The sequence below is a fragment of the Pandoraea sp. B-6 genome, from assembly GCF_000282835.1.
Taxonomy (GTDB): Bacteria; Pseudomonadota; Gammaproteobacteria; order Burkholderiales; family Burkholderiaceae; genus Pandoraea; species Pandoraea cepalis.
This window is the reverse complement of record NZ_KB290521.1, coordinates 20926-34768: the sequence shown is the minus strand read 5'-3', so window position 1 is coordinate 34768 and position 13843 is coordinate 20926. Positions and strand designations below refer to the sequence as shown.

At 65.8% G+C, this 13843-nt stretch carries 14 protein-coding genes; 4 read left to right on the top strand and 10 right to left on the bottom strand.

What is annotated here, in order from left to right; translation table 11 throughout:
* Positions 1–531: 531 nt before the first annotated feature.
* Entirely contained in the window at positions 532–873 is a 342-nt protein-coding gene (locus A985_RS27895; RefSeq protein WP_017233680.1) for a YXWGXW repeat-containing protein, read from the bottom strand.
* 325 nt (positions 874–1198) lie between these two features.
* Here A985_RS27895 and A985_RS0112165 point away from each other — a divergent pair, with 325 nt between their 5' ends.
* Positions 1199–2530, top strand: a complete 1332-nt coding sequence (locus A985_RS0112165) for an MATE family efflux transporter (protein WP_017233679.1) — start codon at positions 1199–1201, stop codon at positions 2528–2530.
* 58 nt (positions 2531–2588) lie between these two features.
* On the opposite strand, the gene hisN is transcribed toward A985_RS0112165, so the two are convergent.
* Positions 2589–3389: a histidinol-phosphatase gene (gene hisN / locus A985_RS0112160; protein WP_026131901.1), complete on the bottom strand. Its 801-nt coding sequence runs from the start codon at positions 3387–3389 to the stop codon at positions 2589–2591.
* A 198-nt stretch (positions 3390–3587) separates the two neighbouring features.
* On the opposite strand from hisN, the gene rarD reads away from it, so the two are divergent.
* From rarD to A985_RS0112145, 3 genes are all read left to right on the top strand, one after another.
* Positions 3588–4508, top strand: a complete 921-nt coding sequence (rarD, locus tag A985_RS0112155; protein WP_017233677.1) for an EamA family transporter RarD — start codon at positions 3588–3590, stop codon at positions 4506–4508.
* Positions 4509–4601: 93 nt separating this feature from the next.
* On the top strand, positions 4602–4856 hold the full coding sequence (locus A985_RS0112150) for a hypothetical protein (protein WP_017233676.1): 255 nt from the start codon (positions 4602–4604) through the stop codon (positions 4854–4856).
* Positions 4857–5122: 266 nt separating this feature from the next.
* On the top strand, positions 5123–5584 hold the full coding sequence (locus A985_RS0112145; protein WP_017233675.1) for a universal stress protein: 462 nt from the start codon (positions 5123–5125) through the stop codon (positions 5582–5584).
* Between the two features lie 104 nt (positions 5585–5688).
* Here the strand turns inward: A985_RS0112145 and A985_RS0112140 are convergent, their stop codons facing one another.
* From A985_RS0112140 to A985_RS25245, 8 genes are all read right to left on the bottom strand, one after another.
* Positions 5689–6507 (bottom strand): carbohydrate ABC transporter permease, encoded by an 819-nt coding sequence (locus tag A985_RS0112140; RefSeq protein WP_017233674.1) that lies wholly within the window; start codon positions 6505–6507, stop codon positions 5689–5691.
* Between the two features lie 62 nt (positions 6508–6569).
* On the bottom strand, positions 6570–7445 hold the full coding sequence (locus A985_RS0112135; RefSeq protein ID WP_017233673.1) for a carbohydrate ABC transporter permease: 876 nt from the start codon (positions 7443–7445) through the stop codon (positions 6570–6572).
* A 108-nt stretch (positions 7446–7553) separates the two neighbouring features.
* Positions 7554–8858 carry an ABC transporter substrate-binding protein gene (locus tag A985_RS0112130; RefSeq protein WP_017233672.1) on the bottom strand — a complete coding sequence of 435 codons (1305 nt, stop codon included), beginning with the start codon at positions 8856–8858 and terminating at the stop codon, positions 7554–7556.
* A 109-nt stretch (positions 8859–8967) separates the two neighbouring features.
* Positions 8968–10155 (bottom strand): ABC transporter ATP-binding protein, encoded by a 1188-nt coding sequence (locus A985_RS0112125; protein WP_017233671.1) that lies wholly within the window; start codon positions 10153–10155, stop codon positions 8968–8970.
* 120 nt (positions 10156–10275) lie between these two features.
* Positions 10276–11145 carry a carboxylesterase gene (locus A985_RS0112120; RefSeq protein WP_017233670.1) on the bottom strand — a complete coding sequence of 290 codons (870 nt, stop codon included), beginning with the start codon at positions 11143–11145 and terminating at the stop codon, positions 10276–10278.
* Positions 11146–11147: 2 nt separating this feature from the next.
* Positions 11148–12029: a DUF4118 domain-containing protein gene (locus A985_RS27035; protein ID WP_017233669.1), complete on the bottom strand. Its 882-nt coding sequence runs from the start codon at positions 12027–12029 to the stop codon at positions 11148–11150.
* Positions 12030–12208: 179 nt separating this feature from the next.
* Positions 12209–13027 (bottom strand): M55 family metallopeptidase, encoded by an 819-nt coding sequence (locus tag A985_RS0112110; RefSeq protein WP_017233668.1) that lies wholly within the window; start codon positions 13025–13027, stop codon positions 12209–12211.
* Positions 13028–13051: 24 nt separating this feature from the next.
* Positions 13052–13843: P1 family peptidase (locus A985_RS25245; protein WP_039830268.1), on the bottom strand; the 792-nt coding region annotated here is incomplete at its 5' end.

The window sequence follows — 13843 nt, the reverse complement described above, 5'->3', positions numbered from 1 at the left end:
CGGCGGCGCAGGCGCCGGGGGTGGCGGCACGAAATACTGAGGTGCAAGACCGCGATCCCACAACCCGTAGGACACCGCGTTCTGCTCAGTAAAACAGGGTGGATTGATATCCGAGAACAAGGATTGTGCGTACGCGCCCACCGGCATCCCGGCATTCAGGCACGCGGCCAACAGGAGGCAACTCCGCACGACCGGCTTTACCGACATTCGACACCTGAAAATCTCACCCCGCGCTGATGTCGTCCACCGGCGTCGTGCGCCGCGTCCGACATGAGGGGGATGTAGCGACAAAGTGCCATTTTACGTCGATCGAGTGTCCCCCTGCCAGTCGCAAAACGCGGGGAACTCTTTCGCCCGATCGCCACTCATATCGCGTGACTTCCCCTGTAGTGATTTTTGCCCGCCTCGCGCGGGCATTTTTATTGGCGAGCGCCGATGACGTCCGCCGCACCGCCTTCGAGGCATGTCCGGCGGACACCTACCTCGGATGGCCGATGCATCAGCCGGGCTCCGAAACGCTTCGCCGCCGTGTCATTTGGGCGCACGGATCTCGTGAATCGTGCCTGGCCCCCAGCCCGTGGACGCCCAGGCGCCGTCGCGCAGCGTCCATTCGTCACGGCCTGTCTGCTCCCAGTGCGGCGGCGTGTAGCGCATGCCCGGGCGCTTGGGTTCCATGTGCCCGTCGACCCAATCGTAGCGGCCGTCTTTCCACTGCCAGTAGCCTGGCACCCAGAATTGTCCCGTAGGCGCCGCGTGGGGATCCTCGAAGCGCGGCGGTGGCGGGCCGCGTTGGAGGGTCACGTCGGCGAGCGCCGGCAGGCTCAGCAGACACAAGGCGGCAGCCAGTGCATGACGATGGCGGGCAACCCGCAAGGCCGACAGTCGGACGAACGACGCGAGCCTCGAAACAGAAGCGCGAGCCGAGGGTATCCGTGACGAGGGCGAGGACGGCGAAGACGGCATATGCGGCCTTTCATGACGAACGGAGACGTCGGGCATTGTACCGTTCGGGGATGGCACACCCCCGATCGCCGCAGCGGACGCCCATCGCCCGGACGGCTGCCAAACCTTATAATCGGCGCACTCGCAACCTGCCGCCGCTTGCGGCTTCCCGAATACCGGGTTTCCCGGATTTGCGGATGACCCGATTCCCCGATTCGATGGCGGCCGCCCTGACCGGCCTCCGCCCAGCTCACTCATGAACCCTGCCCCTGCGGCCGTCGGCCACCGGCAACTGCTTCGTCTGGCGGTGCCTATCGTGCTCGCCAATCTCACTCAGCCCCTGCTCTCGGCCGTCGACACAGCCGTGGCCGGTCATCTGCCGGGCGCCGCTTATCTGGGCGGCGTCGCCCTCGGTGCGCTGCTGTTGAACCTGCTCTTCTGGGGCTTCTCGTTCCTGCGCATGGGCACCACGGGCCTCGCGGCACAAGCGTTCGGTGCCGGCGACGCCGAGCGTCTGCGCGACACGCTCGCGCGTGCGCTGACGCTGGCGTTCGCGATTGGCGCCGTGTTGCTTGTCTTTCGCGAACCGCTGGTGTCGCTGGGCGTGTCGTGGCTGGGAGGAAGCGCCCAAGTCCAATCCTTAGGACGACAATATGCAAGCATCCGCGTGCTCGCCGCGCCGCTGGCGCTCGGCAACTACGTGGTGCTCGGCTACCTGCTGGCGTGTCAACGCGTGCGGCAAGGGCTGGCCGTGCAGGTGTTCATCAATCTCGTGAACATCGTGGCGGTGTTGATCTTCGTGCGCGGCTTCGACTGGGGGGTGGCAGGTATTGCAGGGGCAACCGCGCTGGCCGATGTGCTCGGCTTTGCGCTGGGCGCCTGGCTGCTCTGGCTCGCACGTACGCCCGGCTTGCCGCCGCTGCGACTGGCCATGCTGGTTGAGCGCGGCGCCCTGTGGCGCTTGCTGCGGCTCAATCTCGATATCTTCCTGCGCACGCTGTTTCTGCAACTCGCCTTTGCCTGGTTCGCTCGCGTGGGGGCGAGACTTGGCGACATCACGCTCGCCGCCAACGCGCTCCTGCTGAACTTCCAGACGTTCATGGCGTTCGGCCTCGACGGCTTCGCCCACGCGGCCGAAGCCCTTGTGGGCGCCTATGTCGGTGCGCGTCAGCGAGCGGCGCTGCTGCATGCCATCCGGTTGTCGCTGGGCTGGGCGCTGGGCTGCGCCGTCGCGTTTGCCCTCGTCTACGCCGTGGCGGGTGGCGCGATCATCGATGCCCTGACCGATCAGCCGGCATTGCGCACGACGGCGCGCGAATTCCTGCCCTGGGCCGTGCTCTCGCCGCTCGTGGCGGTGTGGTGTTTCCAGCTCGACGGCGTCTTCATCGGCGCGACGCGTACGAGGGAACTGCTGACGTCCTCGTTGATCGGCCTGCTGGTCTTTGGCGCGGTCATGCCGTTCACGCTCGATGCCTGGGGCAATCACGGCTTGTGGGTCGCCCTCATGGCATTTCTCGCGACGCGCGGCATCGTGCTGGGGGTGTTGCTGCCGCGCATCTGGCAGGGGCTTGCGCGCCCGATCACGTAACCCGCCAGCGAGGATGACCGGCACAACGACGACCGGGCGATGACTACCGTCGACGGCCTCAGTCCGCGCGAATACACGCCAGCGCGGCGGCGTGCAGCTCGGCATTCGCGGCGGCCAGCACGCGCCCCTGCGAGGTAAGCGTAAGCGGCCGGCCCTCCCAATCGGTGATGACGCCGCCCGCCGCCTCGACCACCGGCGCCACGGCCAGATAGTCGTAGGTCTGCAATCCCGCTTCCATGACCAGCTCGATGTGTCCGCTCGCCAGCAGCCCGTAGGCGTAGCAATCTCCGCCGAAGCGGCGACGGCTGACCGCCTTCGTCAGCTGCTCGAATTGCGCATACTCCGCCGCGTCGAAGATGTCGGGCGATGTCGCATAGACGGTCGCGTCGGCCAGCGTCGTCACCGGGCTGGTGGCGCACACCGCACCGCCGAAGCGGGCCTCGCGCACGCCGCTGGCGGCGTCGTTCACGCCGATCCAGCGCTCGCCGGTCGCCGGAATGTCGATCAGGCCCACGACTGGCTGGCCGTGGTGCAACAGGGCAAGCAGCGTGCCCCACAGCGGGTGTCCCGTGATGAAGCTGCGCGTGCCGTCGATGGGATCGACCGACCAGACGAATTCCGCGTCCACGCCCTGCTTGCCGAACTCTTCGCCCCAGATGCCGTGCGACGGGTAGCGCGCTGCAATCTGCGCGCGCAGCGCCGTCTCGACCTCGCGATCCGCAATCGTGACCGGGCTCTCATCGGCCTTGTCGTCAACCGCCAGGCGCCGGCGGAACCACCCCAACGACAGCGGTCTCACAGCATCGGCCATCGAAGCGGCGAAAGCCGCATACTCGGCAACAGCGGGTACGCACGACATGCACGAATCTCCTGCAAAGATGCCGCACGCGGCGGCAATAATGGAAAACGCTCGACGAATCGCGATCATACGCGTTCGCGGGCATCGCGGACGGTTCCGCTGCCCTACGGCGGGCACGCCCCGATCTGGTGCGAATTTGCTATGCTCGCGATCTGACCCGGGCCTCGCCCTTTCCTTGCCCCCGCTCACAGGACCCGCATGCTTTCCGGTCGCGGCGTGATGCTCTCTGTCTCGGCATCCGTCATGTTTTCCGTTATGCCGGCGCTCGTCGCGCAACTGGCGCCCCTGTCCGGGCTGGACGTCTTCGCCTGGCGCATGCTGCTCACGCTGCCCGGCACGCTCGTCATCGTGACGGCATTGCGCCGGTGGCATGTGCTGCGCAGCACGCTCTCGCATGTGTTGCATCGCCCTGCGCTGCTCGGCGCCGTGCTGCTGTGCTCAGCGCTGCTGGGCGTTCAGCTCTGGCTGTTCGTCTGGGCACCGCTGCAACAGCGATTGCTCGACGTCTCGCTCGGTTACTTTCTCTTGCCGCTCACGATGGTGCTCGCTGGCCGCACGTTTTATCACGAGCGTCTGAGCCGGCTGCAGACGGCGGCCGTCATCGTCGCCGCGCTGGGCGTCGCACATGAACTCTGGGTAACGCACGCCTTGTCCTGGGTCACGGCGCTCATTGTGTTCGGCTATCCGCCCTACTTCTTGCTGCGCCGCCGGCTGAGGCTCGACGCGCTCAGCGGCTTCATCATGGAAGTGCTCGCGATGACGCCGGTGGCCGTCGTCGTGCTCTGGCAGGCGTGGCCGCAAAACGTCACAGTGCTCGGCGAGCCGCGCTACTGGTTCTGGCTGCCCGCGCTCGGCCTGCTCAGCGCCAGCGCACTGGCGAGCACACTGGGTGCCGCGCGCTTGCTGCCCATCGGCCTGTATGGCATTTTCGGGTACGTGGAGCCGGTGCTGCTGTTCGCCGTGTCGATCTTCGTGCTCGGCGAGCCTTTCACGGCGCGCGGACTGTGGACGTACGTGCCCATCTGGTTCGGCGTTGCGCTCATCGTGTTCGACAGTCTGCGCACGCTGCGCCGCCAGCGACGGGTCAGTGTTGCCACGCGTGCCGACACGCCCCGTTGAGCCCGCTCGAGGCGTCGCCCCAAAGGCGGGTGGCCTTGCGCAGCAACGTCGCGGCGCCGCGCTATACTCCCGAGAGCTTATAAGACGACCTCTATGACAAATCTCGCCAAGATCGCCACGCTGCTCGCCTCGGGGCTTATGACGGTTGCGCTGTCGGCTTGCAGCTCGTCGGCCCCGCTGTTCACCTCGGACGGCCGCCCCACCCAGCAAATTCGGTGCTCGGCCAGCACTGCCGGCGACTGCGACCAGCGCGCCCGCACGCAATGCGTACAAAAGGACTACGATGTCCTCACGCGCGACGTGACGGACGGTGTCGCCCATCTCGTGATCGCCTGCCGGCCGAACTAAGTCACGCGGTCCCCAAGGCCGACCGGCGTTCCGGACGTTGAAACTCCCTTCCCCGCTCGACGCGAGTCGCCCCCGGCGGATACGCGCCGACCCGTGACATTCCGATGGATGCTTGCGTGCGGTCAATACCGCGTCATGTCGCGGGATGACTTTCGATGCCCGCGATGCGAGAATGAAAACATTCCAACGAATTGTCGTGCATCGCGGTCGCGATGCCGCCCAGGCGTCAAGCCTTCACGCACTTCCCGCACATAGAGGACACCATCATGTACGAACGCATTCTGGTCTCGATCGACGGCAGCACGCCCTCGAACCGCGCCATCGATGAAGCCGTCAAGCTCGTGGCGCTCAGCCAGGGCAAGATTCGCCTGGTGTCGGTCGTTCCCTCGCTAGCCAACGCCTACGCCGCCGGCGCCTACAGCGGCTTCGTGCCGTTGGAGAGCCAGGAGTCGTTCGAGAAGGAAACCGCGGAAATTCTGGCCAAGGCACAAACCGACTTGAAGCAGCGCGGGGTCGATGCCGAGACGAACATGATTACGCTCGAAGCCGGTACCGACGAAATTGCCGACGCAGTGCTGCGCGAAGCGCAAGCGTGGAATGCCGACGTGATCGTGCTCGGTACGCACGGTCGCCGCGGCATCAACCGACTGCTGCTGGGGAGCGTTGCCGAAACGCTGCTGCGCATCACCACGCTGCCGATCCTGCTGGTCAAGGCCACCGACAAGTAATCCCGCAAGCGCCCGGCTTCGCCAGCGCAAGCGACACGACGGCACGCTCCCCAGCGTGCCGTTTTGCTATTGCGGTCGCGCGACGCCGCGCGCCGCCATGCCTTTCATCGAATGCCCGCACGCATGAACGACTGCACGAACTGGCGCTGAAAGAGCAGAAAGGCGATGAACAGCGGCGCGGCGGTCATCAGCGTCGCGGCCGTGATCATCGTCCAGTCGATGCCCTGATCGGTCGACGCAAACACCTGCAGGCCAACCGTGAGCGGACGTGTCTCGACGGAGTTCGTGACGATGAGCGGCCACAGGAAGTTGTTCCAGTGGTGACTGATCGACACCAGCGCGTAGGCGACATACACCGGGCGGGCGAGCGGCACATACACGCGCCAGAGCACCTGCCACGCGTTGGCGCCTTCCACGCGCGCCGCGTCGTCCAATTCGCGCGGCACGGTCTTGAACGCCTGACGCAACAGAAAAATGCCGAACGCCGACGCGAAGTACGGCAACGCAATGCCGAAGATCGTGTCACGCAGTCCCATCCAGGCGATCGTGCGATAGTTCTCGACGATCAGCACGTCGGGCATGACCATCAGTTGGAGCAGCACGACCATGAACGCCACCTCGCTGCCGCGAAACGTGAAGCGGGCAAACGCATAGGCGGCCAGCGTGCCCAGCACGAGTTGCGCCGCCAGGATCACCGTCACCAGAACGAAGGTATTGACGAGATAGCGCCCAAACGGGGCAGCCTGCCATGCTTGCACGAAATTCGCGAGCGTGAGCGGCGCACTCATGGAGAAGTGCGTGGCGTAGGCCGACGGATGGAACGCGCTCCACAGCGCATAGAGCAACGGCAGCAGCCACAGCAGGCCGAGCAGCCATGCACCGACGACGTCGAGCGGCGTCGTGTGACCGGTTGCGGAAAACACCGCAAGCGCGGCGCCTGGCTTTGTGGGCCGGCGGGGGCGTGTGTTCGGGCGGGCAGAGGTCGTCATTGATAATGCGTGCGTGAGTCGAGCAGACGGAATTTCACGAAGGCGACGACGGCGAGCAGCGTGAGCAGGACCACGGTGAGCGCTGCCGCGTATGAGGTATCCCAGAAACTGAAGGCCACCTGATAGATGTAGTACAGGAGCAGTTGCGTGGCGTTATCGGGTCCGCCGCGCGTCATCACGATAATGTGATCGACGAGACGGAACGCGTTGATAACGGCATTGATCACCACGAACACGGTCGTGGGCATGAGCAACGGCCACTGAACGCGGCGAAAGAACTGCCAGCGCGAGGCGCCTTCGAGCGCCGCCGCCTCGGCAAGGGTGGGCGAAATCTGTTGCAGTGCGGCCAGGTAAAAGATCATGAAGAACCCGGCCTCTTTCCAGATCGTCACGACCATCAGCGCCGGGAGTGCGGTGTCGGGTTGCCCGAGCCAGTTGTGATCGCCCCACCCGAGTGCCTGCGAAATCTGCGCGATGAGACCGTACTGCGGCGTGTAGAAGAACAGCCAGATGTTCGCCACGGCGATCATCGGCAAAATCGCGGGCGTGAAGTAGGCGAGGCGCAATAACGTGCGCCCCGGCACCTGCCGGTGCACCCACAGCGCCATGGCGATCGCGAGCGCAATCGCAACGGGCACGGTGACCAGCGCGAACAGGAGGTTGTTGCGCAGCGCCTGCCAGAAGACGGGGTCGTCGATCAGAAGCCGATAATTCTCGGTGCCTACAAAGACAGACGGCATCCCGGCGCGACCCGTCGAGAAAAAGCTGTGCCACAGCGTGGCGACGGCCGGATAGTGGGTGAAGGCGACGAGCAGCACCAGCGCCGGAGACAACAGCAGCCAGGGCACCCACGAAGCAGAGGAGCGATTCATCGACGGTCCATCGATTCAACAGGCGAGGCCGTGAAGATCGCGATCGCCGCGTCGTTCAGGGCCCCGCATTTCAACGAGACTGACAGCGAAGTCCGGCGAGCGCCAGACTCATCGAGCGTACGGGCGCAGGATGCGATCCGCTTCACGTTGCGCGTCGTCCAGCGCCTGCTTGGGCAACTTGGTGCCGGTGAGCGCCGCTTGCAGGGCGTCGTTCAGGGCCTTCGTCACGCGCTGGTTGTCGTGCGTCGAGAACTCGGCCACGCTCACCGCGAGCTGATCGCGCGCCACGGCCGCAGCAGGCACCTTCTGCACATATTGCTTCATCGCCGGGGTTTCCCAAGCCGCCGGCGTCACGGCCACGTAGCCCGTGTCGATACCGAACTGCGCCGCACGCTCAGGCGAAGTGGCCCACTTGATGAACGTCATCGCCGCCTGCTTTTCTTCCGGCGAGGTCTTCTTGAACACGTAGAAGTTGCCGCCGCCCGTCGGACTGCCGCCGCGCACCTTGGCCGGCATCTTGCCGACACCGAACGGGAACGTGGCGTTGGTCCGGATGTTGGTCAGGTTGCCGGTGGTCGTGTAGATGATGGCCGCCTTCTTCTCGAGGAAGTCCTTCGGCGTGGTGCCCCATTCGATCGCCCCCGTCGGCATCGCCTTGTACTTCGTCGCGAGATCGACCCAGTATTGCAACGACTCGACGGCCTGCGGCGCGTTCAGGAACGTCTTGGTCCCCGACGGATTCATCAGTTCGATACCCGCCGGCGTGGTGAACGCCTGGAACAGCCAATACGGGAAGCCCACGGACGGCACCTTGATGCCCCATTGCGTCACGTTGCCCGATGCGTCGCGCTTGGTGAGCTTCTGCGCGTCGCTGGCCAGTTCGGCCCAGTTCGCCGGCGCGCGGTCCGGGTCGAGACCCGCCTCACGGAACATGTCCTTGTTCCAGTACATGACGATGGTCGAGCGCTGGAACGGCACACCCCACGTGTGGCCGTTGACGCGCGAGTTCAACATCAGCGCCGGGTAGAAGCCGTCGAGCCACTGCTTGTCGGCCGGCGTGTTGGCGATGCTGTCGATGGGCACCACCGCGTCTTCGTCGATCAACGTGAACACGTCGGCGGCAGCGAGCACAGCCAGTTGCGGCGGCGTGCCCGCCTTCGCGGCCGTCAGGGCCTTGACGACGGAATCCTGGTAAGTCCCGGCATACACCGGCTTGACCTTGATGTTCGGATGATCCTTTTCGAAGTCGGCCACCAGATCGTTGATGATCTTCGTCACCGGACCACCGACGGCCACCGGGTAATAGAACGTGAGTTCCACCGGCTTCGCCTGCGCGATGGCCGAGCCGCTCAGGCCACCCAATGCCAGTGCGGCCAAACTGGCCGAAAACGTTTTCAGAATCGTGCGTCGCATATCGTTTGGTTCCCCATGTAAGCGTCGTGGTGATGTGACAGGTTGTCGATGCAGGGCCGCTGTCGCGCCGCACCGAGCCGATGCGTCAGGCCCAGTGGCCGCCCTCGCGTCAGACGTGTTGTTCTGGGTTTTGCAACATCACTGTGGCCCCCGGAAGCGGCCGCGCCGGTGCATGCGCGGTCTTCGGTGCAACGACGGACTCGGCAGCGTCGATCGCCACACCGCCCGCTGCGCCCGTCACGAGGCGTTCCCCGGAGGTCGCGTCGAACAGATGCTGGTCGGTCGCCGCCCATTGCAGACCGATGGCGTCGCCCACGGCGAACGGCCGATGGCCGGGCACCCGCGTGGTGATCGTGCCCGCGTCGCCAAGCGTGCAGGCAACGAGCGTGTCCGCGCCCAGATATTCGATGGCGCTCACTCGGGCGAGCACTGCGCCCAGCGACGTGGGCGGAACCGCGCGCACATGCTCCGGGCGCAGGCCGAGCAGCGCGGTGTTGCGCGCACCGGCCGCCGCCAGCGCCGGGCCGGACTGCCCGGCGGGCACCAGGGCGTCGCCATGGCGGACGAGACGCAACAACTGCATCGGCGGCGTGCCGATGAAGCTCGCGGCAAAGTGCGTCGCGGGGGTGGCGTAGAGCGTGTGCGGGGCACCGCACTGCTCGATGCGGCCCTCTCGCAGCAGCACGACCTGATCGGCCATGCTCATCGCTTCGGTTTGATCGTGGGTCACGTAGACAAGCGTCATGCCGAGCTGCTGTTGCAGCGCCCGGATCTCGCGACGCATTTCCTGACGCAGTTGGGCGTCGAGATTCGAGAGGGGTTCGTCCATCAGACACACGGACGTCTCGGCAATCACCGCGCGGCCCAGCGCCACACGCTGCTGCTGACCGCCCGAGAGTTGCGACGGCTTGCGCTCCAGGTACGGCGCCAGCCCGAGCAGCGACGCCACACGCGCCAGACGCTGCGGATACTCGCGCGCCGGTTCGCCGCGCACGCGAAGCCCGAACAACAGGTTTTCGCGCACCGAGAGATGCGGGAAGAGCGCGTACGACTGGAACACCATCGAGAGCTGGCGACGCGCAGGTGGCAGCGCGGTCACATCGGCGCCGCCAAGCAGAATGCGCCCGGCGCTCGGCGTATCGAGGCCTGCGATCATGCGCAGCAGCGTCGACTTACCGCAGCCGGACGGGCCCAGCAGCACCACCAGCGAGCCGGCTTCGGCGGTGAAACTCACACCGTCGAGCGCACGTGTATTGCCCCACTGCTTGCAGACGGATTCGATGATGAGCGAGGACATGGCCAGATGAGCGCAGCGCCACCCGCAACTAACGCGGGTGGCCGTATCGGAAAACCACGACCATAACCGCCCATCGATGGCAGTTTGATGACACCACGCGCCGGCCTTCGGCGCGCTCGGTCAGGCGGCGGACTGCCGGCGCTTGGCGCGCAGCAGCGCCTTGGAGATAATGCGCGTCTCGGACGTGGCGGCGCCGGTACGGCGCGCCACGGCGTCGCGGAAGAAGCGGCGCGTCTCGTCAGCAACGGTTTCGCGCTCGTTGTCCATCGTCAGAATGTGATAGCTCTCGCCGAGCAGGCACTTCTGTTTCACCTTGGACGACACCCCGTCGTAGACGATGCGCGCGTTGTGCGGGCTCGACGTGTCGTCGTCCACCGCGTGAATGACGAGGCAATCCGCCGTCACCCGAGCCAGACGCGCGCGCACGTGCGCGGCAAGCCGCCGCGCGTGATACAGGTGCGCGAGGGGCAGCGACGCCGCACCGATTTCGGACGCATCGTGCAGCGACATCGATTTCGCCACGCGTGCGCGCAACACCTCATTCTTCAGGCCGAACGGCGCGCGCTCGCGATAGCGATAGTAGTGGCGCAACGGCGTATGGAAGCCCAGATCGATGAGCGGGTAATACCACGGGATGGTCCAGCCGTCGTACACGAGGGTGACGGAGAGCAGCGAGAGCGCTGTCACATCCGGTTCCTCCTCCGCGACGGCCAGGCTCAACGTGGCGCCGATACACAAACCGCACAGCGACACCATCGCGTGCGTCGCCCGCAGTTCACGATACTTCGCCCGCGCGGCGGCAATCCAGGCGCGCCAGTCCGAGCATGGCCCGCCGAGTCCGTAGCCTTCGATGTGTGGCACCCAGACGGTGTAGCCCTCGCGATGCAACGCCTTCGCCACTGGACGCATTTCGAGCGGCGTGCTCGACAGCCCCGGCAGCATCAGCACCGCGTGCTCGCCGCCCTTGTAGAAAATATCGTCCTGGAACATGGTCAAATCCCGCCGGAGACGACGGGCGTCTCGGTGACAGCGTGCGCCGTGGCTGCCGGTGTGAGCGTCTGCAGCGGCGCAACCGGACGCACCGTCGGCCCCGCATGCAAGCGCAAAATCACGTATGTGCCAACGTGCGCGCGAAAATACTGCAATTCGCAATGGCACATCTCGTAGCCGCCGTCGCGCGTGCGGATGCGCAGATTGTGCGCGCCATGATGGGGGCGCTCGCCATCGACGGCAAACAGCCCCGCCATACGCTGTGCGTCCTCCGGATGCAGCAGCGCGCGCAGCCCCTCGCGCTTGACGACGTCGGGCGCGACGCCCGTCGCCTGGCGAAAATGCTCGTCGATGTATTCGTAATGCGCGGCCGGATTGGAGAGATAGAAGATCGTATCGAGGTGCTTCGTCAGATACGTCATCAGCGCATTGCCCAGTTGTACCGAGTCGGACAGGAGCATGCGCTCGTTTTCGGCGCGCAGCAGCATCTCATAGCGTGTCTGCGCGACCTCGCCGATCAGCTCGGCGCGATACTGGGCACGGCGCAAACGCTCGATCAGCACGACGGCAAGCGGCGTGATCAACAGAAAGCCGGAGACGATCAGCACATCGCGCCGGTCAAACTGGGCGATGTCGCGAAACGGCGGCACGAAGAAGAAGTCGAAAATCGGGATGCTGATGATCATGGCCATGATCGCCGGCCCCAATCCCCAGGTGAATTCGACAATGATGACGGCGCAGGTAAAGAAGATGCCCGGCATCGAGTGATCGAGCACCGGATGCAGCAGGCTGCGCACGAGAAACGCGGCAAAAACCACGAGCAACGCCCCGACGTAACGCTTCGCGCCGGGTTCCGCCCACCGTCGGGCGTTTCTGATATCCATGATGCCTCGCCCGGCCCCGCCGGCGCTCAATAATCCAGGGGGACGACCGATAGCACGGCGCCGCCGTTACGAAATATTACGGATTATCGCATGCCAGGCATTGACATTTCGTGACGGCTAACCCTAATTCAGTAGCGCCTTAACAACATGGGACGGGGGGGGCGGCGCCAAAACGGCACTCAGCGCAACATGAACGACATCGCCGAGAGGCAGTTCAGTACCCGCACCGCCGCCTCGACGCTTGGCGCGACGAATTGCAGCGTCACGCCGTCGACGCGCTCGAGCGTCGGCCACTGGCAGAAGAGGTCGGCCAGCGCGGGGGTCTGTGCCTGCAGGCGCACCTCGACGGGCGTCTCGACCCGGTAGGCATGCCACGTGCGTGGGTCCGCGAGCGATGCCTTGGCGGCGTCGCGGATCAGGTCGCACGACTGGCTCGGGTTGAGCGTCATGCCACTGCCCTGTCCCCAGGCGGCCTTCGTCTGCACGTAATGCGCATGGGGGAAGATCAGTTGCGTCTCTTCGCAGAAGACGTCGTCGCCGCTGGCCATGACCATCGGCACACCGCGCTCGCCGGCGAGCGCGCCGTACAACATGGCCTCGCTCGCTTCCTCCCCCGCCAGCCACACGCGCGCGAAGGCGAAGCTGTTGATCGTATGCGCCAGGATCCCGGCACTCTGCGATCGGCTGTGGTAGCCGATCATGAAGAGCGCATCGCAACCGGCCTCCACCCCCGCCACCATGCCAAGATAGCGCGGCTTGCCCAGCACGAGACGGGCGCGCGGATCGAGTTCGTCCGGCAGCAGGTTGCGAAAGCCGCCGTGCGAATCGTTGACCATCACTTCGGTCGCGCCGCCGGCAAACGCGCCTTCGACCGCCGCATTGGCCTCGTGCGTCATCCAGCGGCGCGCGCGTTCGTATTCGCCATTGCCCGCCCGGGTCTGTTCAGCGTGGAAGACGCCCGCGACGCCTTCGATATCGGTGGAGATCAGAATTCGCATGATGTCGGCTATGTCGTGAAAGGCTTACAGCGAGGCCCAGTCGGGCAGCACGTCGGCGAGGGCACGGCGCACGTGCGCATCGCGCCCGAGCACCGACTCGGCCGCAAAGAGCGCGTGCAGGATCGCCTGCTCGGTGGCGTCCGCCGTGGCTTGGAAAATCGGATCGAGCAAGGCGTCCGGTACAAGCGCGGCGGGGGCGACGCGGCCCGTCGCGTCATGCGACACCGTATAACCTGTGGTGAAGGCGAGTGCGACATCGCCGCTGCCGTGACCGTACACGGACCCGGTGCGCGCCAGGCCGGCACCGGTACGCGTGGCGACCCGGCGCAATTGGCGCGCATCGAGCGGCGCGTCGGTGGCCACCAGCATGATGATGGAGCCGCGCTCAGGTGCCGCGCTCAACGCCGGCTGCGCCAGACGCGCGTCGAGCACCGGCCCGACATGACGGCCGGCGATCGTCAGTTGCGACGGACGGCCGAAGTTCGACAGCACGAGCACGCCGACGGTAAAGGTCGCCCCGGCCGTCTCGAGCATGCGCGACGCGGAGCCGACACCGCCCTTGAGGCCGAAGCTCGACATGCCGCGCCCCGCGCCGACCGCGCCTTGCGCGACATCGCGCGACGCGTTCGCCAGCGCCTGCGCATAGTGCGCCTCGGTCACGGCAAACGCCTGCATATCGTTGAGATAACCGTCGTTGCATTCGAGCACCGTCGGATTCAGCGATGGGCTGCCACGGCCGATGCCCGGATTCGCCGCGATCGCCGCGCGCAACTGGCCAAGCACCACGTGACTGACGGAAAACGTGTTGGTGAGCGC